Origin of the sequence: Nocardia sp. CA-151230, from assembly GCF_050942175.1 — a bacterium.
Classification (GTDB): Bacteria; Actinomycetota; Actinomycetes; order Mycobacteriales; family Mycobacteriaceae; genus Nocardia.
The window spans coordinates 366,251-381,334 of record NZ_CP192061.1 but is presented as its reverse complement, the minus strand read 5'-3'; the positions used below and the strand labels follow the sequence as shown (position 1 = coordinate 381,334).

Below are 15,084 nucleotides of genomic sequence, written 5' to 3'. Positions count from 1 at the left end.
CCGGGATGCGGCGAGGCCCCAGGTCGGCCCGGGTTGACGAGCGGCCCGGCGCCACGCAGGATCGATCGTGGGATGGACGATTCATGCTGGTAGGGCTATTGGGTCCGGTGATGGTGGAGGCCGCGGACGGGACGCGGGCGTCGGTCGGGGGGCCGCGGGTGCGGGCATTGCTGGGGTTGCTGGCGCTCGAAGCCGGGCGAGTGGTGCCGGTAGAGCGACTGGTGGACGGGGTGTGGGGGGAGGACCCGCCAGCGGGGACCGGGAATGCGTTGCAGACCTTGGCGAGTCGGTTGCGCGCGGCGGTGCCGGGGGCGGTGCGGAGTGACGGGGGTGGGTATGTGCTCGAACTGGCGCCCGAGGACGTCGATGTGCATCGGTTCGCGCGTGAGGTCGTGGCGGGGCGCGCATTGCTCGCGGCCGGGGAGGCCGAACGAGCCATCGCGTGCTTCGATGCCGCGCTCGCGTTGTGGCGCGGGGAGCCGTTGATCGATGTGGGGGAATCGGAGGTATTGCGCGCCGCGGCACTGCGATTGACCGAACAGCGGCTCGAAGCAGTCGAACTGCGAGCGGACGCCTTGCGAGCCCTGGGCCGAGGCGGCGAGGTATTGCGTGAGCTCCGCACAGAAGTTGCGGCACATCCGTTCCGTGAGACGCTGGCCGCACGACTGGTGCGGGCGCTGGCGGCAGTGGGACGAACATCCGAGGCGATACAGCAGTTTCAACGCACCGAGGCCCTATTGCGGGAGGAGCTCGGCACGACACCCGCCGAGGTGCTGCGCTCGGCGCTGGCCGAAATTCACACGAACGCACCACATGATCCCGCGGTCGACGGACCTGCCTTCGAGACGACATCCGGATCGGGTCGTGCGGGAGTTGCGTCCCGGTCCACCGGGACAACGCACGTATCCGCGCCGCTGCTGCCCAGGCGGTACACCAGCTTCGTCGGACGCGGACACGACGTGGAAGGAGTGCGGCAGGCGTTGCGCGAGGCCCGACTGGTGACACTGTCGGGTACCGGGGGCGTGGGGAAGACCCGGCTGGCCGCCGAGACGGTCGGGGCGCACGCCGTGGACTGGGCGGATGGTTACGCCTTCGTCGAACTGGCCGCACTCGAGCGAGAACGAGCCGACCGGCCGGCCGTGACCGCGGTCGGAGTGGCGATAGCGAACGCGCTCGCGCAGTTCGAGCGACCCGACGAACTGTCCGCGGAGTGGGCCGAAGTATTGGAGCGGACGCTGTCCGGTCGCCGAATGCTGTTGGTACTGGACAACTGCGAGCATGTCGTGGAGGCGACCGCGCGCCTGATCGACGATCTGTTGCAGCGGCTGCCCCTGCTGCGGGTGCTCACCACGAGCCGGGAGCCGATCGGCGTGGACGGCGAGCGACTGTATCCGGTCCGGACCTTGGACCTGCCCGAAGCCGACGCGGATTTCCCGACGGTCACCGCATCGCCCGCGGTCCGGCTGTTCATCGACCGCGCCACTGCGGCACTCCCGAATTTCGCTCTGTCCGAGAGCAATTCGGCGGATATCCGCGCCATCGTGCGCAGCCTGGACGGCATGCCGCTGGCCATCGAACTGGCCGCCGCCCGCCTGCGGAGCCTGCCGCTGCCGGACCTCAGCACGCGGCTCACCGATCGCTTCCGGCTGCTCACCAACAGCACTCGCCATGCGGTCCCGCGCCATCGCACCCTGCACGCGGCCGTCGCCTGGAGCTGGGAACTGCTCACCGATGCGGAAGCCGCAGCGGCCCAGCGCTTTTCGACATTCGCGGGCGGCGCGACCTTGGACGCTGTCACCCAGGTGTGCGGTCCGGACGCCATCGACACGGTCACCTCACTGGTGACGAAGTCGTTGGTGGACTTCGATGGACAGCGCTATCGAATGGCCGAGACCATCCGAGCCTATGCGACAGCGGAATTGACCGCCGCCGGCGATGCGGACGAGGTCGCCCGCATCCATGCCGACTGCTTCCTGGAATTCACCGACGCCGCCGCCCACGGATTACGCACTGCCGCACACCCCGATTGGCTCGCGCGGCTGATCGCCGAACACGGCAATTGCGAAACCGCGCTGCGGTGGGCGCTGGACGCGGGCGACGGTGAGCGTGCGGTTCGCCTGTACGCGAATCTCGTCTGGTATTGGCTGCTGCGCGGGTTGCACGGCGACATCTCCGAACGCCGCCGCGAGGTTCTCGCCCTGCTCGGCGACACACCGCCGCCGGGGTGCACCGGGGCCTATCTGGCGTGCCGGTACGGCGAAGAGCTGCCCGCGTACTTCACCAACATCTGGTGGGGCCAAATCCGGGAGAACACGGGGCAATTCGAGCGGCTGACCCGCGCGGCCCTCACCGAGGATCGACCCCCGCACCCGATGTTCGTGCTCATACTCGCGCTGCGAGACCTGCTCGGCGACGACGACAGCCTGTTGACCGCGTGCACCACCTCCGACGATCCGTGGCTACGCGGAAATGCGCTGATAGCACGAGGTTTCGATGAACTGGGCGGCGACCATCCGGCCCGCGCCCTGCCCACTCTGGAGGCCGCGCTGACCTGCCTGAGCGCGCACGGTGACGCCCGGTCACACAGCCGCGCCCTGATCTCCCTGGCCAGCTACCGGACCCGGATGCTCGGCCTGGACAGCGCCCGCCCGCTGATCGTGAGCGCGCTGGAACTGCTCAGCGCCGACCTGGGCGCCGGTGAGCGCATGGGCGTGCTCCTCTTCGCGGCGGAGATGCACCTGGTCGGCGGCGATACCGACAGCGCGGCAACCTATCTCGACCGGGCCGAGGCCCTGATCACCCCGCACATCATCCCGGCGCCCGGGCGCTTCCTGGCGGCGACGCAGGCGCACCTGGCCCACCTGCGCGGCGACAACGACCGCGCGCTGGAACTGTTCCGGCGGATGTCCGAACAGCCGCTCCCCGCCGCCCCGCCACCCGCCGGACGCCACGACACCGTCCGCTTCGTGAACCTGGTCTTCGTGAGCACCGCGCACGCGGCGGCCCTGGTCGCGGCGGGGCGGCCGGACGACGCACTGCGCGAGCTGTCCATGCCCCGCGATCTGGCCGCCCAGACCTCGGCGGCGCTGCTGGCCGAGGTCGGTATCGGTTACGCCCTGGTCGCCCTGGCGCAGGGCGCCCCGGCGCGCGCGGCCCGCATTCTCGGCGCCACCGACCGGATCAACCGGAGGGCCGGGGTGATCCGCATCGGCCCGTTCCGGCGGCGGGCGCTCGACCGAGCGGAAGCGGCGCTCGGGCCCGTGCGCCTGGGCGCGGAATTCCTGGCGGGCGCCCGCCTTCCGGACGAGGCGGTTCTCGAACTGCTGCGTACCGCTCGCTGACAACGACTGTCAGCGAACCGTACGGGGCGCACTGGATGCTCGGGACGCGTATCCCACCGATCCAGGAGTGTCCATGTCCGTTCCCCCGAACACGGAATCAGCCGTTTCCGTGCGTGGTTCCCGTCGACCAGGCGAACGTCTCGGCACGGCCGGTGCCGTACTGGGCGCCGGGTTCATCATGTCCGTCGGCGGCGGTTATCTGCTCGCCCCAGCGCGAATGGCCTCGGAGTTCGGTCTCACCGACTGGCCGCGCGGCGAGGCCGTCGGCTTCCTGAACGTCAAAGGCGTCCGCGATGTGGTCACCGGTCTGATCGTGCTCGCCCTGCTCGCGGCCGGGCAGCGCCGCGCCGTCGGCGTCGCCCTGCTCACCATCGCTCTCATTCCGACCGGCGACATGCTCACCATCCTGGTGCGCCGCGGCTCCACCGCCACCGCCCTGAGTGTGCACGGCCTCACCGCCGCCCTGGTGGCCGCTACCGGCGCGCTGCTGCTGCGTCGTGAGAACCGTTGAGCGCCCGATGAAGACGCTGGCAAACACCGCTCACATCTACATGATCATCGGCCTGATCTCCGGGTTCTACTACCGCGAGATCACCAAGGCCGAACATTTCACCGGGCAGTCGGAGCTCGGTGTCGTGCACACCCACGTGCTGGCGCTGGGCATGCTGTTCTTCCTCATCGTGCTGGCCTTGGAGAAGCAGTTCACGCTCAGCGCCCGGAAACGCCTGTACGGCTGGTTCTTCTGGCTGTACAACATCGGCCTGGCCATCACCGTCGCTGTCATGACGCTGCACGGCACCCTCACCGTGCTGGGCAAGAGCAGTGGTGAGGCGATCGCGCTCGGCGCGGGTGTGGGCCACATTCTGCTGACCGCCGGGCTGATCCTCTTCTTCATCACCCTCGGCAAATCCATCGACGACAGCCGAACACCGCGCACCGCAGCGGTATTCGCCGAACAGGAGGCGTCGTGAACACCGGCGAGGACAGCGCGCTGTGGACGCGGGACGCGGTCTCGCTCGCGGCGCTGATCGCGGAGGGCGCGGTCACCGCGACCCGGGTCGTCGAGGCCCATCTCGAGCGCATCGAGCAGGTCGATTCCGAAATCGGCGCGCTCACCACGGTATTCGCCGAGGCCGCGCGTGCGGAGGCGGCCGCGGCCGACCGCAGCGTGCCGACCGGGCCGCTGCACGGGGTTCCGGTCACCGTCAAGAACAACCTCGATGTCGCGGGCAGCCCGACCACCTGGGGCGTGCCGGGCTTCGGACAGGCCGTCGCGACAGCGGATGCACCCGCGGTATCCGCGCTACGGCGAGCCGGGGCGATCGTCATCGGGCGAACGAACATGCCGGACTTCGCCACTCGCTGGCACACCGACAACGACGAGGCGGGCCCGACGGTCAATCCGTGGTACCCGACCCGCAGCCCGGGCGGTTCCAGTGGCGGTGATGCCGCCGCGGTAGCCGCGGGCATGACACCCCTCGGCCTGGGCACCGACTTCGGCGGTTCACTGCGGATACCCGCCGCGTTCTGTGGAGTCGCCTCCCTGCGCACCACGCCCGGCCGGGTGGCGGTGGCCTCGAGCCTGCCCGGTGCCGCACCCGCACCGACAAACCAATTGTTCGCGGCGCCAGGGCCGTTGGCGCGCACCGTGCGCGATCTGACGACCGCCTTCGAGGTCCTCAGCGTCAGCGCCGACGTGCGCGATCCCGGATGGATTCCGGTGCGTGACAGGACGGGCACCGCCCTGCCCGCGGTCGCCGTCACGCTCGGTGACGATATCGATCCGCAGGTGCGGGCCGCGGTGTTCGGCTGTGCCGACGCCCTCGAACGCGCGGGATATCCGGTAGCCGAACTGGATCCGCCGCAATTGGGCGAGGTGGCGGCGGACTACGGCCGATTGGTCTCCACCGAGGTCGTGGTCCAGCGCCGCGAAGCCATGCGGCGAGTCGGCAGCGCCGGGCTGAACACCTTCATGGACGCGGCGATCGACCTGTTCCCGCCGCTGGATCTGGCGGGCTACATGACCGCGCTGGGTGAGCGCCTCACCCGCCGCGCGGCCTGGTCCCGTTTCCTCGCGGAGCACCCGATCGTGCTCGGCCCGGTCTCGACCGAACTGCCCTGGCCGGTCGGCTACGACCTCGGCGGCACCGCACAGGTCGCGACCATGTATGCGGCGCACCTCCTCACGATCGCCGCCAACTACCTGGCCCTGCCCGCGGCCACGGTCCCCGCGGGCATCTCGGCCGAGGGTCTTCCCATCGGGGTCCAGTTGATCACCGCCCCATTCGCCGAGCGCCGCGCGCTGACTGCGGCCGCGCATATCGAAGTGGCCTTTCCGATGCCCACACCCATCTCTCCGGCAACCGACCCGACCACGCGGCGCCCTGCCCCGGGCCATCCGTCCGGCGGCTCGGGCACGACGCGGTGAATGTTCTGTAGCGAAGGGAATCCAGATGTCACACAACACATTGCGATCCGCCGTGCGCGGACGAGTACTGCTGCCCGGCGACGAAGAGTTCGATACCGCACGGATGGCGTGGAATCTGAATATCGACCAGCCGGTCGCGGCGGTCGTGCACGTCGAAGACGCGGACGATATGGCCGCCGTGGTGGGCTACGCACGCGACGCGGGCCTGTCGGTGACCGCTCAGCCCAACGGCCACGGGGCTTCCGGTGATACCGCCGGCAGCATCCTGGTGCGCACGCGTCGGCTCGATCGGGTCGAGGTGGATCCGGTGCGGCGCCGTGCCCGCGTCGGTGCGGGAACCAATTGGGGCCAGGTGCTGGCGGCGGCCGCCCAGCACGGCTTGACCGGGCTCGCCGGAAGCTCCCCGGTGGTCAGCGTTGTCGGCTATACCCTCGGTGGCGGATTGTCGTGGTTCGGCCGCAAATACGGTTGGGCGGCCGACAGCGTCCGGGCCTTCGATGTCGTCGATGCCGACGGTCATCAGACCCGGGTCACCGCGGAATCCGACCCGGAGCTGTTCTGGGCATTGCGTGGCGGCGGCGGGGACTTCGCACTGGTGACGGCCATGGAGTTCGATCTGTTCGCGGCTCCGGCCTTGTTCGGTGGCCTGACCGCCTGGCAGGCCGAGCAGACCGAGGCGGTCCGTGATGCCTTCCAGGACATCACCGATCGCGCACCGGCCGAGCTCACGGTCTGGCTCAATCGGCTGGAGCTGCCGCAGGCACCCCCGATGATCGCGATCGCCGCGACCTATCTGGGCGAACCGGCGCGCGGGCGGGAACTGCTGCGACGGCTGGACACGATCGGCGGCATCCTCGCGGACACGCGCCGGGAATTGTCCCCGGCCGAGTTGGGCACCATCGTCAACGAGCCCACCGCCCCAGGCCCCGGCCTGCTGCGAACCGAGCTGCTGACCGCACTGGACGAGACCGCCGCCGAGATTCTGCTGCACGCACCGATCGACCCGCTGATGGGCATCCAGCTCCGGCAGTTGGGAGGTGCGCTCGCCGAGCCCACCCGAGGCGCGGTTCCGCCGTTCGCGGAGCCCTACGCACTGTCTCTGCAGGCCATCGGCTCGGGCCCCGATACCGTTGCCGCGGTACACGCTACCCAGAAGCGCATCATCGCCGATCTGGGCGCGCGAGTCAGCGGCCGCAAACCGTACACCGTCCTGTCCCCCGGCGATGGTGTCGCAGAGGTTTTCGACACCGGCACCTTGGATCGGCTGCGAAAGCTCAAGCAGGCCCGCGACCCACACGGCGTATTCCGCGCCAACTTCCCGATTCCCCACTGAACCTTCGGTTTCGAGCCCCTCGGACACCGTCGCAGGTTCGAATCCTGTCACCCCGACCATGTGGTTGAGACACAACTCGGCCCCCGGCTCTTTCGAGAGCCGGGGGTTTGTGTTTTTGGGACAGCGTGTCCCTTTGTGCACAGCGTGTTTTCGGGGTCAGCCCGCGACCGGGCGAAGGCGGGTGCCACCCAGGCGGTCGGCGTGGTCGGTGAGGATGGCACGCAGGGCGGCGGCGGATGTCGCGTCCACGGGCGTGAGGACCGTGATGCTGTGGTCGGCCCCGTCGGGGCTGGTGAGGTTGTCGTAGCAGACCGTCAGGTCGCCCGCGCCGGGGTGCCGGATGCGTTTGGTGCCGTGGCTGCGGTCCTGAACCGCATGGTCGTCCCACCAGGTGGCGAATTCTGGGCTCTCCGTGTGCAATTCGCCGATCACCTCGCGCAGGCGCGGGTCGTCGGGGTGGCGGGCCAGGTTGCGGCGCAGGTTGCCGACGGTCTCGCGGGCCACCAGGTCCCAGTCCAGCTGGGTGGCGCGGGTGGCGGGGTCGAGCAGGGTCAGGCGGGCGACATTGATGCCGGGTTCGAAGCCCGGGCCGAACAGGGCCGACGCGGCGGTGTTGCGGGCCAGCACGTCGAGGCGGAAGTCGGACAGGTAGGCCGGGAGCGCGGGCAGGCCGTCGAGGATGGCACGCAGTGACTCCGGCGGGTCGGCCGGGCGGCGGCGGGTGGGCGGCTGGGCGCCGCGGGCGATGAGGTGCAGGTGCGCGCGCTCGGCATCGGTGAGCCGCAGGGCGTCCGCGAGGGCGTCGAGGATGGCGGCGCCGGGGGTGCCGACGCGGCCCTGTTCGAGGCGGATGTACCAGTCGACGCTGACCGCCGCGAGCTGCGCCACCTCCTGCCGTCGCAGGCCCGGAGTGCGCCGGTGCCCGACGTTCGGCAGCCCCGCCTGTTCAGGAGCCAGCCGCTCCCGCATGGCCCGCAGGAAGGCGCCCAGCTCCCTTCCCGATGTCGTAGTGTCCACGCTCGCACTCCTTCTCGCCGGAGCCCCGGCACCACCCGGGCTCCCGGCCCTCAGCCTAGGGTGCGACCGGGTGGCACGCGGGATACCAGGGTGCAGACGATCTCCCTGGCGGTACCGGATTCCGGGAGTCTCTTCCTGTCAGTCGAACGACGAGGAGAACCGCCATGAATCGCACCGCACGCATCGTTTCCGCGACCTTCGCCGTGGCGGCCCTGCTGTCCGCCGCCGCCTGCGGCAGCGACCGGGATTCGTCCGCCGCGACCCCGAGCTCGAATCAGGCTCCGTCCGTTCAGGTTCGGGCCGTGGTACCCGCGTCGGCCGCCCGATTCACCGTCGACACCGCCGATGCCACGGCCGACCGCGCCTTCCCGGCGGACTTCTACGCGGGCGCCTTCGGCTGCACGGCCGCCAATCATGCCCCGCGCCTGCACTGGTCCGGCGCTCCGGCCGGAGCGAAGAGCTTCGCGGTCACCATGTTCGACCCGGACGCACCGACCGGCGCGGGCTTCTGGCATTGGATGAACTGGGACATCCCCGCCGCGGCAACCGATTTCACGGCGGGCGCCGCGGGTGTGGCGGGCGCCAACGACGCAGGGGTCCCCAGCTACGTGGGTCCGTGCCCGCCCGCCGGCGACCGCCCGCACACCTACCAGATCTCCGTGCTGGCCCTGGACACCCCGACGCTGGACCTGCCCGCGTCGACCACCCCGACGGTCGCGTCCTTCTCGATGGGTTCGCACATCATCGGGGCAGCCCGGCTGTCGCTGACCGCGCGGCGACCCTGACCCGGAACACACCACAGGGTCCCGGCCACTCGGCCGGGACCCTGTGTGGGTGGAACGGCTTTCAGCCCAGGTGCAGGCGCCGCATGAGACGCAGCGTGACCAGGGTGGACTTGAGCTGCTTCTCGTAGGGCATGTTGGCGCGAGCCGCCATGATCTGCTTCTTCTGCACGCCGACATTGATGGTGTCGGTGTACTTGAGAATGCCGGCCGCGCCGTGGCGGGTGCCGACGCCGGACTGCTTCACGCCGCCCGACGGGGTGCCCTTGGCGGCGTAGCTGGTGACGAAGCCGTCGTTGATATTGATGGCGCCGGCTTCGATGCGCTCGGCGAGTTTCGTTGCGCGGTCGATGTTTCCGGTCCAGATACTGGCATTGAGACCGTACGCGGTGTCGTTCGCGAGCGCGACGGCCTCGTCCTCGGTGCTGTACTTGTAGATGCTGACCACGGGGCCGAAGGTCTCCATGGTGGCGTGGGCCATGTCCTTGGTGACGCCGGTGAGGACGGTCGGCTCGAAGAAGGCGGGGCCGATGTCGGGGCGGGGGTTGCCGCCGGTGACGACGGTCGCGCCCTTCTCCCGGGCCTCGTCGACGTGGGAGGCGACACGCTTCATGTGGTCCACCGAGACCAGCGAGCCCATCTCGGGATCGAAGTCGTAGCTGGCGCCCATCTTCCCGGCGAGGTCCTCGGCGGCGGCCACGAAGCGCCGCAGGTACTCGTCGTAGATGCGCTCGTGGACGTAGATGCGCTCGATGTGCATGCACGCCTGGCCGGTGTTGCCGAAGACGGCGAACACGGCCGAGGGGATGGCCTCGTCGAGGTTGACGTCGTCGAGCACGATCATCGGGTTCTTGCCGCCGAGTTCCAGGCTGCAGCCGATGAGGTTGCGTCCGGCCTGCTCACCGATGGTGCGGCCGGTGGCGGTGGAGCCGGTGAACATGACGAACTCGACATTGTCGATGAGGGTGGGGCCGACGTCGGGGCCGCCGCCGCAGACCACCTGGATGAGCCCGCGCGGCAGGCCCGCCTTCTGCAGCAGTTCGATGCCGTAGAGCGTGCACAGCGCGGTCTTGTTGTCCGGCTTCATGATCACGCCGTTGCCGGCCATGAGGGCCGGGGTGGAGTCGGACATGGAGATGGCGAACGGGAAGTTCCACGGCGCGATGACCGCGACCACGCCCTTGGGCCGGTGCTCCTCGGTGGAGGAGGTGATGACCGGCATCGGACCGCTGCGCTTCTTGGGCTTGAGGGTCTTCTCGGCGGTCTTCAGGTAGTGGGCGATGACCATCGGCGTATCGCACGCCTCCTCGATGGCCATCCGCCGCGCCTTGCCGCAGCCGATCTGGATCAGGTCCGCGATGGTCTCGATCTCGGAGAGAATCAGCTCGTGCGCGCGCTCGAATACGGCGAGGCGGTCCTTGAGCGGCCGGGCGGCCCATTCCTTCTGGGCGGCGCGGGAGATCTCGACGGCGGCCTCGACGTCCTCGGGCGAGGACTGCGGCAGGTAGCCGACGACGTCACCGGTGTAGACCTCGACCATCTCGAAGGGCTCGCGGGCCTCGCCGGCCTGGCCCGCCGTCACCATCGCGGTCAGCCGGTTGATGAGGGATTCCGTGACGCGCGGCGGAAGTTTCGCCTTGCTCGTTGTGCTCATGGGACTCTCTCCACTACTTGCCGCCCGTGACGGCGGTCACCATGATCCAAACTAGAACACGTTATTGTTCAGGACAACGGCGCGGGGTAGTTTCGTGCCGGAATCTTGGTTCGCCCATGTGGAAAGAAGGGTCGGCGATGACCGCAGCGACTGCTGAAACACCTAGCAACACCGAACCGCATGCTCTGGTCGAGAAGCGCGGCGCGACGCTGATCGTCACCATGAACCGCCCCAAGTCCAAGAACGCCCTCACCGGCGAGATGCTTGCGATCATGACCGAGGCGTGGGACACCGTCGACAACGATCCGGAGATCCGCTCCTGCATCCTCACCGGTGCCGGCGGCGCGTTCTGCGCGGGCGCGGACCTGAAGAACATGAACAAGCGCAGCCCGGACGACGGCATGAAGGAGGGCAGCGCGTTCGACCCGTCCCGCATGCCGGGTCTGCTCAAGGGCCGTCGCCTGACCAAGCCGCTGATCGCGGCGGTGGAGGGCGCGGCCATCGCGGGCGGCACCGAGATCCTGCAGGGCACCGATATCCGCATCGCCGGTGAGAGCGCCAAGTTCGGTGTCTCCGAGGCGAAGTGGAGCCTGTTCCCGATGGGCGGCTCGGCGGTGCGACTGCCGCGCCAGATCCCCTACACCGTCGCCGCGGAACTGCTGCTGACCGGTCGCCACATCACCGCGGCCGAGGCGCTGAACTTCGGCCTCATCGGCCACGTGGTGCCGGACGGGACCGCGCTGGACAAGGCCCTCGAGATCGCCGAGCTGATCAACAACAACGGCCCGCTGGCCGTGCAGGCGATCCTGAAGGTCATCCGCGACACCGAGGGCATGCACGAGGAAGAGGCGTTCAAGATCGACGCCAAGGTCGGCCTGCCGGTCTTCCGCAGCAATGACGCGAAGGAGGGCCCGCGCGCCTTCGCCGAGAAGCGCAAGCCGAACTTCCAGGGCAACTAGGAATTCCGGGGGCTGTCCTCCGGGAGACGAGGTGGCGACGGACCTCTCACATCGCCACCTCACCGTCAGCGAGCGGCCAGCTCCTCACCGAGGAAGCCGCCGGACTGATGCCGCCACAGCTGCGCGTACGTCCCCTCGCCGCGCAGCAGCTCCTCGTGGCTGCCCTGTTCGACGATCCGCCCGCGATCGAGCACGATCAGCCGGTCCATCCCGGCCACCGTGCTCAACCGGTGCGCGACCACCAGCGCCGTACGCCCTTCCATCAACTCCCAGAGCGCTTGCTGCACAAGGATTTCGCTCTCGGAGTCGAGGGCGCTGGTGGCCTCGTCCAGCAGCAGGATCGGGGCGTCGCGCAGGATGGCCCGCGCGAGCGCGACCCGCTGGCGTTGCCCGCCGGAGAGTTTCACTCCGCGCTCGCCGATGAGCGTGTCCATGCCCTCGGGCAGCCCGTCCGCGAATTCGGTGACGTGCGCGGCCTTGGCGGCGCGCCGCACCTCCTCGTCGGTGGCCTCGGGCCGGGCGAAGCGAATATTGTCGCTCAGCGATCGGTGGAACATGGCCGGGTCCTGCGGCACATAGGACAGCAGGCTGCGCAGATCCCGCTGACGCAGGCGCGAAATATCCTGTCCGCCGATACGGATGACACCGCCGTCGACGTCCATCATGCGCAGCAGCAGCTGGGTGAGCGTGCTCTTGCCGCCGCCCGACCGCCCGACCAGGCCGATGCGCGCGCCACTGGCCACATCCAGATCCAGCCCTCGGAACAGGGGCGGCGCACCCGCGTGGGCGAAATCCACCCGCTCGAACCGGATGCCGGAGCCCTTGGGGCACAGCGGTTCCGGCTCGCTCGCGTCGAGCACCGTCGGCGATTCCAGCAGCAGTTCGGTGAACTGCGCGGCCTCGGTGGTGGAGCTCTCCAGCCGCCGGTAGATCTGGTTGAACCGGAACATGATGCCGGTGGCGTTCCAGTAGTAGGTGAAGGCCACCATGATCACCTCGACCGACGCGTGCCCGCCACCGATGCCCAGCGCGATCAGCAATCCGGAGACGTTCACGATCACCATCAGCGGCGTGACCGCGGTGTCGATGTAGAGGTTGTTGTAGTCCCAGGACCGCAACGACTTTCGCCGCTGCACCGCCACCCGCCGCCGATGCTCGTCGATCTCCTGCGGTTCGGCCGCGAAGGCCCGCACCGCCTGCATGTTCGACAGGGTGTCGGAGACGTGACCCGACACCCGCGCGATGGCGGCCTCGCGGTCGTCGACCAGGTGCTGGCGCCGCCGGATCAGCGGGGCGACCACGGCGCCGCTCACCGCGATCAGGCCGAGCAGCACGACGACCAGCATCGGGTCGTAGCGCCACAGCACCACCGAGGCGAAGCTCAGCGGCACCAGGGCGGCGACGATCTCGAAGGCGAAGGTGTCGGCGAACTCCTCGAACCGGGTCGCGAAGCTCAGGGCGCGCTTGGTCAGCGAGCCCGCGAAGTTGTTGTGGAAGAACGCCGAATCCTTGGCCAGCAGTTCGTCCATGGCGGTGTTGTAGAGACTCTCGATGCCGTAGGCGTCGAGACGGTTGAGGCAGTGGATGCCCACCCGCCAGAAGACTTCCGCGATGAACAGCAGCGCGCCGAAACCGATCACGTACGGCGCGAGCGTGCCGAACGAGGAGTCACCGGTGGCGGCCACCTTGCCCACCACCACCGCGACCAACAGCGGCGCGATGTAGAGCTGACAGATATTGCCGAGGGCGGGCCCCAGCATGGCCGGAATCGTGATTGCCTTGCGCCGGGCCATTTCCCGGCCGTAATAGCGCAGAACCAGCCTGACAGCGGATGTGCGCGAACTCATCCATCCCCTCTCGAATAGGTGCTTCGAGCAGTGCAGACAGCCCAGAGTGCCTGGTCGGGAGAGGGTGCGCCACCGAATTATTGCCGTGCGGTAGCTGGTTTCCGGCGCCGGCCGAAGGGTTTTCGGCGCTGGGCAGCCGCAGGGCCGGCTGCCCCGCGCCGGGAGCGGATGCCGATCGGAGCACGTGCCGGCATCCACGTTCGGGGGATTACTCGGTGGGATGCACCGTGCGCCGGACGATGGCACGCGCCAGGCCGGGCAGCAACCTCCGCATCAGATACGCCGGCCGCGCCTGTCCGGGGAAGACGAACAGCGGTGACTTCGGTTTGGCCAGTGCCTTTTCCAGCGCGTCGACAATGCTCTCGGGCGTGGCGCCGCCGGCATTGCCGAGCACGCTGGCGTTCTCCTTGCGGACCGCGTCCAGGAACGGGGTCTCCACCATGGGCGGGCAGAGCACGAGCAGCCGCACGCCGGTGTCGTGCAGTTCGTAGGAGAGGCTGTCGGCGAAGCCGACCACCGCGTGTTTGGAGGCCGTGTACCCGGCCATGCCGGGTGAGGGCAGCCAGCCCGCGAGCGAGGCGAACAGCACCACGGTGCCCGCGCCCGCCTGCTTCATGGCGGGGATGACGGCATGGCAGAGGTTGACGGTGCCGATGTAGTTGATGTCCATCATCTTCCGGATCTGGGCCACGTCGTGGTCCAGTACGGAGGCGTGCACGTGGGCCATGCCGGCCGCGTGCACCAGTCGGTCGATGGTGCCCAGTTCCGCGCGCACCTTGTCGACGACAGCGCGGACCTGCGCGGAATCCGACACGTCACACGCGTAGGTGTGGGTGTTGGGCGAGCGCGCGGCCATGGTGGCCAGGCCGTCGGCGTTCAGGTCGACCGCGGCCACCTGCCAGCCCGCGGCGGCGAGTCGCTGCGCGACGATGCGGCCCATGCCGCTGGCCGCTCCGGTGACGAGTGCTGTCCGGCTCATCGGACCTCCCGGGTCTGCAATACCGTCGCGGCGTCCTCGAAGGTCATGCGGAGTGCGCCGATCCGGCTGGAGAACAGTGCGCGCGCGGGGAATCCCAGCGCCCGCAATTGCTCGGAGACCGGATGGTTTCCGAGTTCGATCCGCGCACCGCCCGGCCGTCCCCTGACCTGGGCCGGATTCATGACCCACGGCGTGCGCCGCAGGATTCCGTTGCGGGCGGTGTAGGCGTCGATGGATGCTCCGCCCGCGCCGCCGGGCATGCGGAAGCCGTCGGCGACCCGCAGCGAGAGCACGAACTGCCCGTCGACGTGGACCTCGCAGCGGTGCCCGTGACCGTCCGGCGTGATGTCGATATCGGCCATGAGCTTCGGGAAGCCCCAGATGGACTGTCCCGCTTCACAGGTGAAGCTCTGGTTGACCGGCAGCCAGTGGATGTACGCGCCGGTGCTGTTCTTGCGGCCCGGCTGTCTGGCCATGAGCGAGAAGGCGAATTCGTGGTACGGCCCGAGGTCCCCGTCGATGTAGCGGACGAAGGCCAGGGAGAGCACGGCCCTTCCGGGCAGCGTCGTGATCGGCTCCAGCCCGGTGCCCGCGAGCAGGTCGCCGGCCGCGGCCGCGTCGACGAGGAACAGCGCCGAGCAGGCGTCCGCGTGCCGGATCTGCACCGGCATGCGGACCTGTTCGCCGAGTACGGTATGCGCCTCCATGCCAGAATTAGAACAGGTTTCAGTGATGGACGCCGGT

General features: G+C 69.3%; 12 protein-coding genes. 7 read left to right on the top strand and 5 right to left on the bottom strand.

The genetic code is table 11. From position 1 onward, the window contains the following. The first annotated feature begins 83 nt into the window (after nt 1-83). The 5 genes from ACQP1O_RS01630 (at nt 84) to ACQP1O_RS01610 (ending at nt 7,102) form a co-directional block, all read left to right on the top strand. The gene (locus ACQP1O_RS01630) at nt 84-3,341 is read left to right on the top strand and encodes an AfsR/SARP family transcriptional regulator (RefSeq protein ID WP_433564172.1); all 3,258 of its coding nucleotides are present in this window, start codon (nt 84-86) and stop codon (nt 3,339-3,341) included. Nucleotides 3,342-3,414: 73 nt separating this feature from the next. Continuing rightward, the gene (locus ACQP1O_RS01625) at nt 3,415-3,852 is read left to right on the top strand and encodes a DUF4267 domain-containing protein (protein WP_433564171.1); all 438 of its coding nucleotides are present in this window, start codon (nt 3,415-3,417) and stop codon (nt 3,850-3,852) included. Nucleotides 3,853-3,859: 7 nt separating this feature from the next. Next, nucleotides 3,860-4,312 (top strand): DUF2871 domain-containing protein, encoded by a 453-nt coding sequence (locus tag ACQP1O_RS01620; protein ID WP_433564170.1) that lies wholly within the window; start codon nt 3,860-3,862, stop codon nt 4,310-4,312. Then, nucleotides 4,309-5,769, top strand: a complete 1,461-nt coding sequence (locus tag ACQP1O_RS01615; RefSeq protein WP_433564169.1) for an amidase family protein — start codon at nt 4,309-4,311, stop codon at nt 5,767-5,769. Before ACQP1O_RS01620 ends, ACQP1O_RS01615 begins: the two co-directional genes overlap by 4 nt. A gap of 25 nt (nt 5,770-5,794) precedes the next feature. Next, nucleotides 5,795-7,102, top strand: a complete 1,308-nt coding sequence (locus ACQP1O_RS01610) for an FAD-binding oxidoreductase (RefSeq protein WP_433564168.1) — start codon at nt 5,795-5,797, stop codon at nt 7,100-7,102. Nucleotides 7,103-7,258: 156 nt separating this feature from the next. Here the strand turns inward: ACQP1O_RS01610 and ACQP1O_RS01605 are convergent, their stop codons facing one another. Then, a complete protein-coding gene (locus ACQP1O_RS01605; protein ID WP_433564167.1) occupies nt 7,259-8,119 on the bottom strand; it encodes a helix-turn-helix transcriptional regulator in 861 nt (286 codons plus the stop codon). 164 nt (nt 8,120-8,283) lie between these two features. Between ACQP1O_RS01605 and ACQP1O_RS01600 the strand changes: the two genes are divergently transcribed. Beyond that, nucleotides 8,284-8,904 carry a YbhB/YbcL family Raf kinase inhibitor-like protein gene (locus ACQP1O_RS01600; protein WP_433564166.1) on the top strand — a complete coding sequence of 207 codons (621 nt, stop codon included), beginning with the start codon at nt 8,284-8,286 and terminating at the stop codon, nt 8,902-8,904. 61 nt (nt 8,905-8,965) lie between these two features. On the opposite strand, the gene ACQP1O_RS01595 is transcribed toward ACQP1O_RS01600, so the two are convergent. After that, nucleotides 8,966-10,555 carry a succinic semialdehyde dehydrogenase gene (locus ACQP1O_RS01595; protein WP_433564165.1) on the bottom strand — a complete coding sequence of 530 codons (1,590 nt, stop codon included), beginning with the start codon at nt 10,553-10,555 and terminating at the stop codon, nt 8,966-8,968. Nucleotides 10,556-10,692: 137 nt separating this feature from the next. Between ACQP1O_RS01595 and ACQP1O_RS01590 the strand changes: the two genes are divergently transcribed. After that, nucleotides 10,693-11,514 (top strand): crotonase/enoyl-CoA hydratase family protein, encoded by an 822-nt coding sequence (locus ACQP1O_RS01590; protein WP_379387676.1) that lies wholly within the window; start codon nt 10,693-10,695, stop codon nt 11,512-11,514. Nucleotides 11,515-11,579: 65 nt separating this feature from the next. Here ACQP1O_RS01590 and ACQP1O_RS01585 read toward each other — a convergent pair whose 3' ends face one another. The 3 genes from ACQP1O_RS01585 to ACQP1O_RS01575 all read right to left on the bottom strand — a co-directional run bounded on the left by ACQP1O_RS01585 (nt 11,580) and on the right by ACQP1O_RS01575 (nt 15,047). Then, nucleotides 11,580-13,361 carry an ABC transporter ATP-binding protein gene (locus ACQP1O_RS01585; RefSeq protein ID WP_433564164.1) on the bottom strand — a complete coding sequence of 594 codons (1,782 nt, stop codon included), beginning with the start codon at nt 13,359-13,361 and terminating at the stop codon, nt 11,580-11,582. A gap of 208 nt (nt 13,362-13,569) precedes the next feature. Next, nucleotides 13,570-14,340 (bottom strand): SDR family NAD(P)-dependent oxidoreductase, encoded by a 771-nt coding sequence (locus tag ACQP1O_RS01580; protein WP_433564163.1) that lies wholly within the window; start codon nt 14,338-14,340, stop codon nt 13,570-13,572. After that, entirely contained in the window at nt 14,337-15,047 is a 711-nt protein-coding gene (locus ACQP1O_RS01575; RefSeq protein WP_433564162.1) for an acetoacetate decarboxylase family protein, read from the bottom strand. The genes ACQP1O_RS01580 and ACQP1O_RS01575 overlap by 4 nt, the downstream gene beginning before the upstream one ends. Nucleotides 15,048-15,084: the final 37 nt, after the last annotated feature.